We start from the raw sequence: 14,651 nt of genomic DNA on the forward strand, positions 1-14,651 counted from the left end.
ACATCACCTTACTAGCCTTTGCCATGAAAAATACTTATTCGATATATAACTATATATCCCATCAAATAATGCACCAATAACTCCAATACATATTATTCCTGCTACTATTAAATCCATTCTGGTAAGTTCATATGCATGAGAAATTAAGTAACCAAGGCCGCTCATACTACCTGGAAGCATCTCCGCAGCAACTAAACAACTCCAAGACGCTGTTAATCCAGATTTTAATCCATTAATAATATTAGGCCCTGCACCAGGCAACAATATGTGAAAAAATATATCTTTTTTTGATGCTCCTAAAACTTGAGCACTTTCTACTAATACTTCTTGAACATTGCTTACTCCAAACATTGTATTCCCCCAAATGGGGAAAAATGCACTTAAAAATATCAAAAATATCATAGATAACTTAAAGTTGTCCATAATTGCATAAGCTGGCCCATAGTCTAAGTTAAATAACGTAGCAATACTCGTTACTCCAAACCAACCTAACACCAGCGGCCTCCATGCAATTGCTGGTACTGGTTGAAATAAGCTTATAAATAGATTAAAGGCTCCTTTAACTCTCCTAGAATATCCCATTAGTAATCCCAAGGGTAGTCCAGCAATAATTGCTAAAGCATATCCAATAAAGACTCTAACTAAGCTATATAAGATATTCTTTGGAATACTTCCTATACCTATTACATCTTCATTAATATTTATAAAATGTTTAGCTACTGTTGTTACTTGAGGAATAACAGCATTATTACCAACTTTTCTAGCAAATAATTCCCAAAATATTATAAATAGAATAGGAATAAGAGTTGGCGACACAAAAGATATTACTCTTCTAATTCTATTCTCTATCATATTAATCAACCTCAACTATATAAAACTTTACTACTTTCTATGTCCTTCAAAATTATAATCAAAGTATTTGGACTAAAGCCCAAATACTTTGATTCCTATAGAATTATGCCCTATTTACCAGATATATTTTCTCTAAAAGAGAAATCAAATACCATATCTTTGATTTCATCAAAATCCTTTCCTGCAAATTCACCTGAAAATTTACCCATCTCGGTCATAGCTTCGTAATATACACGCATACCATTTATAAAATGATCAGTTATTGCTGTAGAATATGTTGTATCATTATTCCTTAGTATTTCTTCATCAAGACCTACAAATCCAGCCAATACCTCTGCTGTCTCTTCCCTATTGTTTTGAGCAAAATTATGAATATCTGTAGCAGCTTCAACCAAAGCTTGTACTACTTCTGGATGATTCCTTATTAAATCATTGTGTACATTAATAGTACAGCATGGGAAGTCAACCCATTTCCCTCCAGGCAATTCATCTAAAGTTGAAATAATTTTACCAACGCCTTGAGCTTCAGCATTTTGAGGGTAAGGAATAGGGCCTGCCCATAGCTCTACTTGTCCGGAGCTTAGTGAAGGTATTAAATTATTTAGGCCCTTTAAATCTATCATTATTACATCTGCCTCAAAATCTGAAGTATCTTCAGTTACCTTTAGACCCGCTTCTCTCAATGCATATTCTAATACAATTCTTGGACTGCTTACTGCAGAATGGTAGCCAGCTAATATTGGTTTTTCTATATTTTTTGCATACTCAATTAATTCTTCAAAAGTATCATATTCAGCATCAATATCTGCAACTACAGATACTCCTCCACTTTGAATAGGGCATAATATACTACAATCTAAACCTTGGTCAATACCAGTCATAAAAGCTGTACTAGAACTAAAAGCAACATCCAAATGCCCTTGCGACATAAGCGTTACATTTTCAGAACCACTACCACCAAGAATGAAATTCACAATTGCAATAACTTCCCCATCTTTAACCAATTCCAATTTGCTATCAGTTATTGGTCTTAAGTGTACAGGGTTATTTTTAAATAGTTCTGATGCCTCAAAAGCCATATGTGGATTTGCAGTATGTAAATCTTTCCCCCAAGCAACATTTATTTCAGGAATTTCCACATCAGCTTTATCTGCTTTATTTTCTCCAGATTCATTAGCTAATTCTACATTATCACTATCATTTGATGCTTCTTTGCTAGTACAACCTGCAGATGCACCAACTATAAGCACAGCTACTAAAAACAGCAAAAGAATTCTTTTCATGTAAATTCTCCTTTCGACTATAATTTCATTAAATAAAATTCAATGATTATTAATTGATAGTTAAATCATCTACAATATTTGACATAAAAGATGATTTTACTACATACGCTTTTTTACATCAGATAAAATTTTATCACTGTAAAATATCTATTTCCAATTGTAAATACTTATGTTTAAAAGTTTGTTATAAAATTAATTAATAGTTGAAGATAGTAATTGTTGGAAACATTATTTTATCAAATAAAAGAAGCATGGAAATTAACCATGCTTTTTTATTATCTAGTCATTACCCATACAGAACCATCTGGCATCCTTCGCAAATATCCAGGCATTCTTTCAAGGATTTCTCCGGTTTCAGCATCCCTAATGATTATTTCTTCACGATAATGTGGGTCTTCTATCCATTTTGATGTGTATATTTTCCCATCATTTTGGAAGTTTAAGAACTCATTTTCTTCAAATTGAATATGCTTTTCTTTGGGCCATAAAAAATCAATTGTATCATTTTGAATATCATACTTAACTAAGACAAAAGGAGAAACTTCTAATCGAAGGTTTATCATATCTCCCACCTTTGAAAAGGGCATTTCTGTGATAATTTCCACACTGGAACAATCCGGTTTAAAAATAAACACCTGAATAACTTCTTTATTAAAATCGTAGCGAATTATTCCAAATGAATTATCTTTATATTCATAAACTGGTCTTTCTAAAAATACATTTTTTTCTTGCTTAATCGGCTCAAAAACATTGCCAGATGGATATTCAAAAAAATACAATCTCGTACCTGGGTACTCGCCTTTAAAACATGGTACTTCATATGCCTCTGAACATGGAGTCAACTGTGCATAATACCAAGAATCCGTTCCTTCTACTCCTTCAGGGTATGTATCTTCAAACCCTTTAAATATCTTAAAAATCATAGTCCTTGATACCTCCTCTATACATCCCTTATTTTGCTACAACTTAATTTATATCTATGTTTAGGTAAATCTTCAGCATAAAAAAATTGATTTTACTATGGTCATTCATATAGTAGCTTATTTATGTATCAAATTGCAATAATAAAGTATCCGATTTATCTTTATCGTAAATAGCAATTGTAAAATTGAAACAATACCGATTTAATAAATCAGTATCATCTTTCGCATCTTTAATCTCACTATATCTGTCTATAAAAAATAACAGCAACTATATCTCTTTGGAAAAATTGCTTCTCCTCCATCATCCGTCAAATATTAATCGATAGACTTCCATGGACTTTTTTTGCCATATACAACAATATTCAAATTTTCAGATAAGGGTAACCTATTTCATTTGATAAATCTATGCCTCTTCCTACTAATTAGGTATATAGATGTTTTATAATTCATTTAAATACAATATTACTTATTTTTAAAAAAGCTAGGTATAATGTAAAACCGATAATAGCACCAATTGTATTTAATAGTATATCATCAATATCAAATGCTCCTAAGACTGTTATTAACTGTATAACTTCTATGATTAATGAGAATGTGGTTGCAAAGATAGTTATAAAATATATATTTTTTCCCTTATTAGATATAATAGGTAATAAGAAACCCATTGGTACAAAAGCGATAATATTGTACATTAAAACTTTTATATAATAACTATCAAATGTCAATATATCCCTTGTAATCGTTCTAAATGGTATTAAATTTGCTGTTCTAATATTTCTATATACTAAACCAAAATTCCAAGATACTAATATTTCCTTAATTAAAACCCTTGGATATTTAAATATAATCAATATTAAAAGGATTAGACAATAAATTATAAATAATAATGTTATCAGTTTTATCATACCTTTTTTATCCATATTATTAACTCCTACTTCTAATAACGGGGCCTGCCAATGCTTATTATTTTACTTAAACAACATAATCATATTAGTGATAAATTTAATCATGTACAAGACTAAAATACTCTACAAATCCATGTATCAAATCCACCACTACAATATAATTTCCGTCTTTGTCACCATAAGTTTCATGTTTATCTTCTTCATATAAACTTGGATATAAATCTGATATCTTTATTAATTCGATCTCTTCATCTACATATCTTTTAACAAAGTCCTTTGCTAATTCTAAAGCTTTAGTTTGACTTATTGGGTTTTCCTCTAAGTCATACCAATAGTTTTTAATGTGGTATCTTATTAATTTGCCATTCTTGTCAAACTCTGCCTCTATCTTTATGGAGATCTCTTCTTCATTTCTCATATTTCTTAAAAATAAAAAACTAGTATTCTGCACAGGAACCTTGTAGGTAAAGATTTCTCTCTCAATAAAAATATTCTCTGGTACATAGTTATCTAATATATCGTTAAGCACTCTTATTTCTCTTTTATAATTATTCTTATCATCTTCTACAAAGTCATTATCATCATCAATTTTATTAAAAGAACCTAATACCTTTTGTACTTCATTATATATTTTTGTATACGAATCCAGAGTTTCAGGACAAAATTGGAAATCCCTTCCAAACAATGCTTCGATATATTTTCCATCGCTATAATAAAGCACATAATTACCTTTATATGGTAATTCAGCTACTGTTGAATAATCACTGCACCTTATTTCAAATACTGGATCAAAGGATTCATGTCCATCTTCTATAAACTTCTCAACAGATTTCTTGTCATATACATACAGTATTCCATCCTTAGTTTCAATTATTGTTTCATTTTCCCACGAATTAGGAAAGCTTAATGTATATCCATATTCTTCATTAAAATACAAAAATGTATCCTCAATTTTTGCCTTTTTTGAAAAAACACCAATTATTATATTATGATTTTTATCATCCCATTGTACCGTTTTTCCTATACTTTCTGCAAGAAATCTAACTGGTACAAATATTTCCTCTTCCTTCATAAAAGTTTCTACATCCAATTCTAGTTCTTTTTCGTTTAATTTAACCTTATTAGAATTTAAAATAAATTCTATATTCACATTATCCTTTATCACATTTACTACCATATCTTTTTCATTAAATTCTACTGCCAAATCTAAACACTCTGAAATAGAGTCAATAGGTACCAAAACCCTGTTATGCTTCAATACCGTAACAATATCTAAAGCTATACCATCCACAATTACATTAATTATATTACTTTCTGCTTGGGCTGGAATGGTAAAAATCATTATACACATTAATATAAATATTAAATATAGATTAGCTTTTTTCAAATTTCTCATCACCTCAAGTAGAAATTTTATCACAGTATTTAGATAAATTCGTTACAAATTAGTTAAAAATATGATAAGGATCAAGTCAACAGCACAGTTCTCCAAGTTTTGTTTTTCTTATTGATACATATTGCAAATCCTCTAAAATATCATTCTCACTCTTATTTGCTCTGCACTATTTCTTCAAAATGTAATTCAATTAATCTTCACTTTTTTAAAAAAGTATTAATTTCTGATTCGCCTATAACCTCTATCCCATTTTTGGTCAACAGTTCTGCAGTTATTCCATTGCCATCTGTCAATCTACCAGAAAATGTCCCATCATATATTTTGCCATATCCACAGGAAGGACTTCTTTCCTTTAAAATAGCCAGTTTACAATTATAGAGTTTAGCAAGTTTTAATACTTCCTCTGCTCCTCTTTTATAATTATCGGTTACATCTTTCCCATTTTTAGTAGTTATCCTATTCCCCATTATCTCTGCAGGCTCCCTTGGAGTTGAAAGGCCGCCAAATATTTCTGGGCATATGGGAATTAAGTTATATTTATCTTTTAGAGAATCTATTTTTTCTACAAGTTTACTTCCTCCGTCATACCTACAATTTACTCCTAATAAACAAGCACTGATTAGAATATTCATATTTTCTGCCTCCTTTTGCATTATTAAATAAAACTTCCTTTATATGTATGATACATTGTCATGTTAGTATGGTCAATCAACTTTACATTATTTACAAAAAAAAAGCATGGAAGATAAACCATGCTGTAAATTAAATAGCTGATAGTTATGGTTTTGCTTGTAATGCTATTAACTATTTTTTTCCTTTTCTATTTTTTCAATTGAATCCTTGAATTGTGGTAGATAATCCTTATGCGCTATTAACATCTCATCTAATAATTTTTTAGCGATATTACCTGCCGGAACTAATGGATTGATAGTAAATGCTTGCAAGGCTGCACCATAATCTCCTGTAACTGCTGCCTCAATGGTTAACTCCTCCATTGCCTTCATCAATTGGAGATAGCCTCTTGCTGCAGCATTTAATTTCCCAAAAGCAATTGGTTTTGGACCTGCTGCCGTCATGACGCTACTTACTTCTACTGCAACATCATCTGGCAAATCTGGCAATGCACCATTGTTTCTTGTACTAACAACCATTATATTCTGCTTATCGTTGTAAATAGAGCTTATTGTTTCACAGGCTGCATCTGAATAATGTGCACCACCACGTTTTGAAAGCTGTTCTGGTTTTTCCTTAAGATCTGAGTCTTTATATAGTTCAAATAGTTCTCTTTCTACATCTTTAACTACTTCTGCCCTCGTTTCTCCTTTTTGATAGGACTCTATTGCATTTTTAAGCATATCATCCTGAAGGTAATAAAACCTATGATAGGTACATGGCAGCATACCTAAGTGACGAATTTGCTCTTCTAGAAACGGAATATTACGAATATTTTCTACTACTTGTTTATTTTCCTTAAACATTAAATCCATTATGTCTTCAGTAATTTCATTGCCTTTCTTATCGTAAACTTTGTGCCAATGAAAATGATTTAGTCCTCCAAATAAAAATATCAAATCTTCTGGTCTTTTACCAAGCAACTCCGATTCTCTCATCATATGAATAATTGGCACATTACATAATCCCACTACTTTATCAAAACTACCATATCTCAATACTGCTTCCGTAATCATACCTGATGGATTAGCAAAATTAATTAGCCACGCATCTGGACATAGCTCTTTCATTTCTTCAATTATTTCCAAAACAACTGGTATAGTTCTAAAAGCTTTAAACATTCCACCTGCCCCATTCGTTTCCTGTCCTAAAATTCCATAGCTTAAAGGTATCCTTTCATCTTTAATCCTTGCATCTAGCATACCAACTCTAAATTGAGTTGTTACAAAATCTGCGTCTTTTAAAGCTTCCTGTCTATCCAGTGTTAAATATACTTTCCAATCTAAACCTGCATCTTTTACCATGCGTTTAGCTAAATCTCCAACTACCTCTAGTTTTTCTTTCCCTTCCTCAATATCTACCAACCAAATTTCCCTTATTGGTATTTCGTCTTTTCTTTTAATAAAGCCTTCAATGAGTTCTGGAGTATAACTTGAACCTCCACCTATTGTTACAATTTTTATTCCTTTACCCATCATAATTCCCCCTTTACTTTTTGAAATTATTTATTTCCTCTTGCATATATATTATTTCTTGTATTAAATCATTAGCTAGTATCGACGTCATTAGATGATCTTGAGCATGTATAAATAAAATATTAACTTCAATTTTATCGCCATTTGCTTCCTTCTGAATCAATTGTGTCTGTATTTTATGTGCTTTAAGTATTTCTTCTCTAGCAATGGCGATTTTTTCATTTGCTTGATCTATTTTCCCTTCTTTTGCAAGTTTCAATGCTTCAAAAGAATGGCTTCTAGCAGAACCTGAATTGGATATTAATTCGAATGCTAACTGTTCCAATTTATCCATAGATGTACCTCCTATTTAGTATAAACTTCTAATTTATGCTATTGACTCTCCACCTTTTTCTTCTTCTAACAATTTCTTTTCATATGACTTAAAGAATGGATAATAAATTATCATATCAATTACAATTAACAATACCACTAGTACAAATGCTTTCCAATCCATAGTAGAAAGTGCTAACCCTAAAGGAGCAGGAGTTGTCCAAGGAGCTTGAACAAAAACCTTCTCTATTAGCCCTACCTTCATAGCAGTATAACAAATTAGGTTATTAACCATAGGTGCTGTTATAAGAGGTATCATTAATATCGGATTAAGTATTATAGGTGCACCAAATAATACTGGCTCATTAATATTAAATAATCCGGGCAAAATACCAAGTTTTCCTACTGTCTTTAGATGAGATGATTTACTTCTAAGCATTAATAATGTTAAACCTAAAGTTGCTCCCGAACCTCCTAAATGGCCTGAAAAAGCCCATAATGGTTCTGTAAATATATGTGGTAAAGATTCACCAGCAGCTTTTGCTGCAGCATTTGCCAAAATATTAGACATAAAAACCGGAGTAACAATAGGATTTAGCGCTGCACCATGAACACCAATAGACCACAAAAGATGTCTAAGCATTGTCATAATCAGCACAAACCATATAGTGTCAGCACCTTTCAATGCTGGAGTTAATACTGACATAATTGTTTCTGGAATATTTTTTCCTACTGTACCAATTAAAATTAAATTTATAGCATAAAATAGAATTACATTTATAATCATTGGAATTAATCCACTAAATGATGCTGCTACTGCAGGTGGAACTCCTTCAGGCATTTTGATAGTTATTCCTTTTTTCAATAAGCCCTTTGTAATTTCCACTGTTATTAACCCAACAATCATAGCTGTAAAAAGCCCTTTTGCATCTAAATAAGTTGTAGGTATCATACCATCTTTTGAAGGAGCCGCAACTAGTAAAAAAACTACTCCTGCAATAATTCCACTAGCTAAAGGATTCGTGCCATATTCTTCCTCATAATGTTTGCCCAAACTATAACCTATAGCAAAAGCAACGAAAAGTGCCATTATTGCCATAGTCATTTTAAAAGGAGTTAACACCACTTCTGTATTTGTTTTAGCCCAATTATACCAAGCTAATAGAAATTTATTAAAAAAGTTAGTCGGTTTTATCATTTCAGGATCTACCGGGGGAGATGCTATTATTAAACTTATACCACCAATAATGGTCAAAGGTATTGTACTCATAAGTCCACTCATAATAGCTTTTAAATGTTTCTGTTCAGAAATTTTAGTAGAAACTGGCAAAAGCCTATCTTCTACAATTTTACTAAATTTGCTATTTTGATTACTCATTATATTCCTTCCTCCCTATTTTTTATTTTCATATAGTTCCTTTGCAAAGTCTAATATTTTTTCCCCATTCGCCAGCCCATAGTCAGCAGTATTTATGGTTTCCACTGGTATGTTATACTCTCTAGCTATTTTTTCAAATTCATCCTTTTTAAATCTAATTTGCGGTCCCAAAAGTACTACATCATATTTTTTAAATTCATCTTCGAACCTCTCTGCTGGCTTTGCTTCTATAATCCAATCTTGTTCATCAGGCCCTAAGGCCTTTTTCATCTTATTCACCACTAAACTAGTTGACATTCCTGCAGCACATACTAATAAGATTTTCATACTACTTTCCTCCCTATAATTTAATATTTTCTATGAAATCATCAAAATTCTTAGATTTGTATAACGTCTCCATTGTTTCTCTTGATTCTAATATTTCTTGAAGTAAATAATATAGTACTTTTAATTTCTCATCTTCTTTTGCATTAACTGCAAACAAAAAGATAATATTTATTTTTTTACCATTATGGATGATTGGATTTTTAAAAATTCCTACAGATACCACTGTTGTTTCTGACATAGATTCCATAGGGTGAGGTATAGCTATTTCTTCGTCTAATATGGTTGAAAAAAGGTTTTCTCTCATAATAACAGACTCATAGAACCTTTTTTCATCTTCAATATAGTTTTCTAACTTTAACATATTGACGAGTTCTAATATAGCATGAAAATAGCTTATTTCCTCAGTAAAGCATTTAAATAACTCTTTTCTAAAAATCTGATATTTTAATTCTTTTATACCTGTATTTTTAATTCGCCTTAATGGACTATCTATACACTGTCCTATTTTCATAAGATCCTCTTCATTGATCAAAGGATTTACTTGAATTATAGGTATCCTGCTCCTATTAGATATAGGTATGGTAGAAACTATTAAATCCACCTTCCCATATTCGCCTTTTAAAATATTGTCCAATTTGTATATAGGAAAGTATCCAACAATATTTATCAATTCGCTATAATAAGAGGATATCTTCCTCATTATTAGTTGAGCTGTACCTAGCCCAGAACCACAAACAATAGCTATATTTGATTTGTTATCTTTTTCATCCAATGCTACAGCCACATGCAAAGCTATATAGGATACCTCTGCTTCATTAATTATTACTCCTAATTTTTCATTAATTATAGGAACTATCAACATAGATATTTCAAAAGCCAACGGGTAATTTGCCTTTATTTGGTTTATTAGTGGATTTTCTTCTAAATAATTATTTTTGATTCTTTCTAACATAGGATTCAAATGTAATATAAGATTATTTCTAAAGTTTTTATTTTGAGAAAAATCGATATTAAATTTATTTTTTATTTCTTTTATAAACTCTTCCACTATAATATGGGCTTCAGTTTTTAGAACATACTTTCCGCTTTTAACATTTAATAACCTTTTAGTATTAAAACTTTGCTGAAAGTAAGCTAGTTCCTTTTCATCGATAGAAATATTAAAGTGACATTCAATTTCCCCTTTAAGGGCCTTAGCTATAGTTAAGTCTAAATCCCCTGCAATTTTTTCGCCTATCCTAAAGCCCATTTGAATTCTCTTTATACTAATCAAAATCTCTTTTACAAGTAGATTTACATCAACATCTGCTAGGATATATCCATGTTTATTTAATATATTTATTATAGATTCATACAAAAATATCATTTCATTATTGAGATTTGCATTTTGACCATCTAAAGCATAGTAAATGGATTTGCTTAACATTAAATCTTCATAGGTTTTCTCCCTTTTAAGTACATTTGATATTAATAATCTTTTTGATCTCTCATCTCCTTTAAGCTTCATTCCTCTTATTGGCGATATCTCCAATTCTAAGGTTGAAAATCCATCCAAAAATTCCATGACCTTTTGTACATCTAGATATACTGTAGTCTTTGAAACGAATAACGTATCAGCAATTTCTTCCATAGTTACATAATCTTTTGAAAAAGCCAGCTTAAAAATTATGAAGGCAAATCTCTCAGATGGAGTATTGGGAATCCCCTTTAGACTGATTTCTTTATTAAACACTTCTTTTACTATTTCAAACCCTTTTGCCTTTTGCGTATCGGATATAAAATATCCATCTTGTCTAGAGGAAGATATGCCAATATTATATTTTTTAAGTGTTTCATTTAAAAATTTAATATCAGATCTAATAGTTCTAGTAGAAACATTGAATATTTTTGATAGTTCTTTGCCTGATAAGGCCTTATCAGAATTTAATAAATGCAAAAAAATATTTTTTTGCCTTGCATAAGCCATTATGTATCACCAAACCCTTTGAATATATTCTACAGTCGTCACATAATTCTTGCAATTAAGTAAATTTCCTATGGGTTAGGAAAACGATTTAACATTTAATCCAATAAACAATTAATAACTTATATAAGTTTTGGCAAGTTAAAAGTAATGATGACACAATTTGATGAGGAAATTAATAAAAAGTTTCACTAACCTAAAACCAAAATAGTATGATGAAGTGAAAAATAAAACCTCTGAGTTTCCTCAGAGGTTTTATTTTTACATCATTGGCATACCATTTGCACCTGGCATTGGTTTTTCTTCTTCAATGTCCACTACTGCCGCTTCTGTTGTCAATACCATGGCAGCAACGCTAGCTGCATTTTGTAATGCTGAACGAGTAACCTTGGTTGGGTCTGCAATTCCTGCTTCAAGCATATTTACATATTTTTCATTTAATGCATCGAATCCGATTCCAGGTTCTTCAGCTTTAACCTTTTCAACTATTATTGAACCTTCAAGACCAGCATTTGCAGCAATTTGTCTTACTGGTTCTTCTAATGCTCTTAAAATTATGTTTACTCCTGTTCTTTCGTCTGCTTCAGTTTCTTCTAATAATTTAGCTACTGCTGGGATACAATCTATAAGTACAGTTCCGCCACCTGGTACCATACCTTCTTCTACTGCTGCTCTTGTAGCTGCTAATGCGTCTTCTATTCTCAATTTCTTTTCCTTAAGCTCAGTTTCAGTAGCAGCACCTACTTCAATTACTGCAACTCCACCAGATAGCTTAGCCAATCTCTCTTGTAGTTTTTCCTTATCGAATTCAGAATCAGTTTCTTCAAGTTGAGTTCTAATTTGTTTTATTCTATCTTGAATGTCAGAAGGTGAACCTTCGCCATCAACTATTACTGTATTTTCCTTATCTACTTGAACTCTTCTAGCCTTACCAAGCATATCGATTGTAGCTTCTTTTAGATCTAATCCTAATTCTTCAGAAATTACTTGACCACCAGTTAGAATTGCAATGTCTCGAAGCATTTCTTTTCTTCTATCACCAAATCCTGGAGCTTTAACAGCTACACAGTTAAAGGTTCCTCTTAATTTATTTACCACTAAAGTAGCTAAAGCCTCTCCTTCAATATCTTCAGCAATGATTAGTAGAGGTCTGCTTTGTTGTACTATTTGCTCTAATACTGGTAATATATCTTGAATATTGGATATTTTCTTATCAGTAATTAAAATATATGGCTCTTCTAATTCTGCTACCATCTTATCTGCATCTGTTACCATGTAAGGAGATACATATCCTCTATCGAATTGCATACCTTCTACTACAGATAGGGTAGTTCCCATTGTCTTAGATTCTTCAACAGTTATAACTCCGTCGTTACCTACCTTTTCCATAGCTTCTGCAATTAATTTTCCGATTTCTTCATCACCTGCAGATATAGATGCAACTTGTGCAATAGCTTCCTTAGTTTCTACTTTTCTTGAGAATCTTCTTATCTCTTCTACAGCTTTTTCAACAGCTTTTTTAATTCCATTATGAAGGATTATTGGGTTTGCACCCGCTGCCACATTCTTAAGTCCTTCTCTTACAATTGCTTGCGCTAACAAAGTAGCAGTTGTAGTTCCGTCTCCTGCCACATCTTGAGTCTTAGTTGCAACTTCCTTAACTAATTGAGCACCCATATTTTCATATCTGTCTTCTAATTCTATTTCACGTGCAATAGTAACACCGTCATTAGTAATAAGAGGTGCGCCAAACTTTTTATCTAATACAACATTTCTTCCCTTTGGCCCAAGAGTTACCTTAACGGTATCTGCTAACTTATTTATTCCAACTTCTAAAGCACGACGAGCATTTTCATCAAATTTTATTTCCTTAGCCATTTAATTCACACTCCTTTTATTTGATAATTGTCCATTGTCCTTTTCTATTTGTCAATTCTTTACTCTACTACCGCCAAAATATCATTTAATTTAAGTATTGTAAATTCTTCACCATCAATCTTAACTTCTGTACCAGCATACTTAGAAAAGATTACCTTATCGTTTACCTTAATTTGATCTTTTTTCTTCTCATCGTTAAGAATATCTGGTCCTATGGCAACAACTTCTGCCATTTGAGGTTGTTCTTTAGCGCTGCTTGGTAGCACTATACCCGATTTAGTCTTTTCTTCCGCTTCAAGAATTTTTATTACTACTCTGTCACCTAATGGTTTAAGGTTCATATCACTACCTCCCTATTTTCTGATGGTTTTCCATATTATTAGCACTCATCTTTAATGAGTGCTAATATGTACAGTTATAATGTTACTGAATAAGAAATTTTGAATCAAGTCTAGTTTTTGCTTGAATTTGATTAATAATCCTATTTTTCCTAATCTTTCTTTTGTTTTTCTTGTTTTTCATTGATTTTCTCCTAAGTTTATTGCCAATGCTTTCTATATTAATAGCTTAAAAATATAGTATAGAAATGGAATAAATATGGCTGGAAGCATGTTCCCCACCTTTATTTTCTTCAATTCTAATATATTTATTCCTATGGCCATAATGAGTATCCCACCTACTGCAGACATTTCAAGTATCACATCGTGTGTCAAAAGGTCCTTCAAGTAAGTGGCTAACAATGTAATCAATCCCTGATATATAAATACAACTATAGCAGAAAAGGCAACCCCTATCCCCAAGGTGGAGGCAAATATTATGGAAGTAATACCATCCAATATTGATTTAGCAAAAAGGGTATTATGATCTCCCAACAGCCCACTTTCTAAAGCCCCTACTATGGCCATTGCCCCTACACAGTAGACTAGGGAAGCAGTTACAAATCCTTTGGAAAAGTTGGAGTCTCCATTGCTAAACCTAGCTTCTAAGCTATCCCCTAGTCTATTCAGCTTTTTTTCAATTCCTGAAATCTCTCCAATTATGCTTCCCAAAACGATGCTTATGATAGCCATAATGGTATTTTCAGTTTTTATTGCCGCGGAAATCCCAATGATTATAACCGAAAGACCTACTCCATCCATGATGGTTTTTTTATATTCTTCCTTTATTCCTTTTTTAATAATTATCCCCAAAACGCTACCTGCAATTACAGCAATGGAATTTACTATGGTTCCCAACATATTTCTCTCACCCTTACACTTAATGAAATATATTTATAGATTATACACC

At 31.6% G+C, this 14,651-nt stretch carries 14 protein-coding genes; all 14 read right to left on the reverse strand.

The window, feature by feature from the left end:
* Nucleotides 1-3 precede the first annotated feature (3 nt).
* Nucleotides 4-852 (reverse strand): ABC transporter permease, encoded by an 849-nt coding sequence (locus BLV68_RS00495; protein ID WP_093749781.1) that lies wholly within the window; start codon nt 850-852, stop codon nt 4-6.
* 110 nt (nt 853-962) lie between these two features.
* On the reverse strand, nt 963-2,135 hold the full coding sequence (locus BLV68_RS00500; protein ID WP_093749783.1) for an ABC transporter substrate-binding protein: 1,173 nt from the start codon (nt 2,133-2,135) through the stop codon (nt 963-965).
* Nucleotides 2,136-2,410: 275 nt separating this feature from the next.
* The gene (locus BLV68_RS00505; RefSeq protein ID WP_093749785.1) at nt 2,411-3,058 is read right to left on the reverse strand and encodes a hypothetical protein; all 648 of its coding nucleotides are present in this window, start codon (nt 3,056-3,058) and stop codon (nt 2,411-2,413) included.
* A 446-nt stretch (nt 3,059-3,504) separates the two neighbouring features.
* Entirely contained in the window at nt 3,505-3,978 is a 474-nt protein-coding gene (locus BLV68_RS00510; protein WP_093749787.1) for a VanZ family protein, read from the reverse strand.
* Nucleotides 3,979-4,060: 82 nt separating this feature from the next.
* The gene (locus tag BLV68_RS00515) at nt 4,061-5,350 is read right to left on the reverse strand and encodes a copper amine oxidase N-terminal domain-containing protein (protein ID WP_234949794.1); all 1,290 of its coding nucleotides are present in this window, start codon (nt 5,348-5,350) and stop codon (nt 4,061-4,063) included.
* A gap of 206 nt (nt 5,351-5,556) precedes the next feature.
* A complete protein-coding gene (locus tag BLV68_RS00520; protein WP_093749791.1) occupies nt 5,557-5,991 on the reverse strand; it encodes a DUF523 domain-containing protein in 435 nt (144 codons plus the stop codon).
* A gap of 168 nt (nt 5,992-6,159) precedes the next feature.
* A complete protein-coding gene (locus tag BLV68_RS00525; protein ID WP_093749793.1) occupies nt 6,160-7,506 on the reverse strand; it encodes a 6-phospho-beta-glucosidase in 1,347 nt (448 codons plus the stop codon).
* A gap of 13 nt (nt 7,507-7,519) precedes the next feature.
* The gene (locus tag BLV68_RS00530; RefSeq protein ID WP_093749795.1) at nt 7,520-7,840 is read right to left on the reverse strand and encodes a PTS lactose/cellobiose transporter subunit IIA; all 321 of its coding nucleotides are present in this window, start codon (nt 7,838-7,840) and stop codon (nt 7,520-7,522) included.
* A 33-nt stretch (nt 7,841-7,873) separates the two neighbouring features.
* A complete protein-coding gene (locus BLV68_RS00535; RefSeq protein ID WP_093749797.1) occupies nt 7,874-9,196 on the reverse strand; it encodes a PTS sugar transporter subunit IIC in 1,323 nt (440 codons plus the stop codon).
* A gap of 15 nt (nt 9,197-9,211) precedes the next feature.
* Nucleotides 9,212-9,523, reverse strand: a complete 312-nt coding sequence (locus BLV68_RS00540; RefSeq protein WP_093749799.1) for a PTS sugar transporter subunit IIB — start codon at nt 9,521-9,523, stop codon at nt 9,212-9,214.
* A 13-nt stretch (nt 9,524-9,536) separates the two neighbouring features.
* On the reverse strand, nt 9,537-11,489 hold the full coding sequence (locus tag BLV68_RS00545) for a BglG family transcription antiterminator (RefSeq protein ID WP_093749801.1): 1,953 nt from the start codon (nt 11,487-11,489) through the stop codon (nt 9,537-9,539).
* 258 nt (nt 11,490-11,747) lie between these two features.
* On the reverse strand, nt 11,748-13,364 hold the full coding sequence (gene groL / locus BLV68_RS00550) for a chaperonin GroEL (RefSeq protein WP_093749803.1): 1,617 nt from the start codon (nt 13,362-13,364) through the stop codon (nt 11,748-11,750).
* 59 nt (nt 13,365-13,423) lie between these two features.
* Nucleotides 13,424-13,705: a co-chaperone GroES gene (locus BLV68_RS00555; RefSeq protein ID WP_093749805.1), complete on the reverse strand. Its 282-nt coding sequence runs from the start codon at nt 13,703-13,705 to the stop codon at nt 13,424-13,426.
* A gap of 213 nt (nt 13,706-13,918) precedes the next feature.
* Complete coding sequence (locus tag BLV68_RS00560; RefSeq protein WP_093749807.1) at nt 13,919-14,602, reverse strand: DUF554 domain-containing protein; 684 nt, start codon at nt 14,600-14,602, stop codon at nt 13,919-13,921.
* Nucleotides 14,603-14,651: the final 49 nt, after the last annotated feature.

Origin of the sequence: Tepidimicrobium xylanilyticum (genome assembly GCF_900106765.1) — a bacterium.
Taxonomy (GTDB): Bacteria; Bacillota; Clostridia; order Tissierellales; family Tepidimicrobiaceae; genus Tepidimicrobium; species Tepidimicrobium xylanilyticum.

What these genes read in the sequence shown, in the direction of transcription:
- BLV68_RS00495 (WP_093749781.1), bottom strand. Translation starts at nt 852, where the DNA reads ATGATAGAGAATAGAATTAGAAGAGTAATATCTTTTGTGTCGCCAACT.
- BLV68_RS00500 (WP_093749783.1), bottom strand. Translation starts at nt 2,135, where the DNA reads ATGAAAAGAATTCTTTTGCTGTTTTTAGTAGCTGTGCTTATAGTTGGT.
- BLV68_RS00505 (WP_093749785.1), bottom strand. Translation starts at nt 3,058, where the DNA reads ATGATTTTTAAGATATTTAAAGGGTTTGAAGATACATACCCTGAAGGA.
- BLV68_RS00510 (WP_093749787.1), bottom strand. Translation starts at nt 3,978, where the DNA reads ATGGATAAAAAAGGTATGATAAAACTGATAACATTATTATTTATAATT.
- BLV68_RS00520 (WP_093749791.1), bottom strand. Translation starts at nt 5,991, where the DNA reads ATGAATATTCTAATCAGTGCTTGTTTATTAGGAGTAAATTGTAGGTAT.
- BLV68_RS00525 (WP_093749793.1), bottom strand. Translation starts at nt 7,506, where the DNA reads ATGGGTAAAGGAATAAAAATTGTAACAATAGGTGGAGGTTCAAGTTAT.
- BLV68_RS00530 (WP_093749795.1), bottom strand. Translation starts at nt 7,840, where the DNA reads ATGGATAAATTGGAACAGTTAGCATTCGAATTAATATCCAATTCAGGT.
- BLV68_RS00535 (WP_093749797.1), bottom strand. Translation starts at nt 9,196, where the DNA reads ATGAGTAATCAAAATAGCAAATTTAGTAAAATTGTAGAAGATAGGCTT.
- BLV68_RS00540 (WP_093749799.1), bottom strand. Translation starts at nt 9,523, where the DNA reads ATGAAAATCTTATTAGTATGTGCTGCAGGAATGTCAACTAGTTTAGTG.
- BLV68_RS00545 (WP_093749801.1), bottom strand. Translation starts at nt 11,489, where the DNA reads ATGGCTTATGCAAGGCAAAAAAATATTTTTTTGCATTTATTAAATTCT.
- groL (WP_093749803.1), bottom strand. Translation starts at nt 13,364, where the DNA reads ATGGCTAAGGAAATAAAATTTGATGAAAATGCTCGTCGTGCTTTAGAA.
- BLV68_RS00555 (WP_093749805.1), bottom strand. Translation starts at nt 13,705, where the DNA reads ATGAACCTTAAACCATTAGGTGACAGAGTAGTAATAAAAATTCTTGAA.
- BLV68_RS00560 (WP_093749807.1), bottom strand. Translation starts at nt 14,602, where the DNA reads ATGTTGGGAACCATAGTAAATTCCATTGCTGTAATTGCAGGTAGCGTT.